The 575-nt window shown below is 63.7% G+C and carries 1 pseudogene; it reads right to left on the bottom strand.

Annotated elements, in window-relative coordinates:
• Nucleotides 1–575, bottom strand: a pseudogene (locus AC1DVR_RS23985) (DNA-binding protein); the annotation flags it as partial.

The following is a 575-nucleotide window of genomic DNA, read 5'->3' on the forward strand; positions in this document are numbered from 1 at the left end:
GGCGCAATCCCAGCCTCATCCCCGATATCGTCGCCCTGCCCTTCCGATGTTTCACCCTGAAGTGCCACGAGGTCCGCCCGGCGCAGCACCTCCGGCAGCCAGCCGGTGCCCTTGAGCAAGCGCTCAGCTTCGACAGCCATATCGCCCTTCTTCAAGTGGTCGATGAGTTGGGCAGCGCCCTCCCCCTTTGCCTCGCGCACGGCTACGATGATCCGCGCCTTCGGCACACGCGAGAGATAGGTCTCTGCAGTCGGTTCCCATCCCGCCTCGACCATGTCGAGATCCACTGCCTTGGCCAACATGTCGGCATGCTTCATGCGGCGGGTCAGGCCGGAAGCCGAGATGCCCGCACCATAGGGGCTCACCCGTTCATGCAGGGCATTGACGCCAAAGCTCAGGCAATGGGCGAGAAGAGAAAGGCGACTTGCCTGATCCAGCGTCGACAGTCGCTCCCAGAGCGCAGGTTCATCGCCCAAGGGCAATTCTGCCCCCCAAGCAGCATGACGGGCATCGATGGCCTCAGCCGCCGAGCTGTCCTTCAGCTCCGGCGCCTGGACCGTCATATACACCTGACG

The sequence above is a fragment of the Rhodobacter sp. P2_H5 genome, from assembly GCF_056403335.1.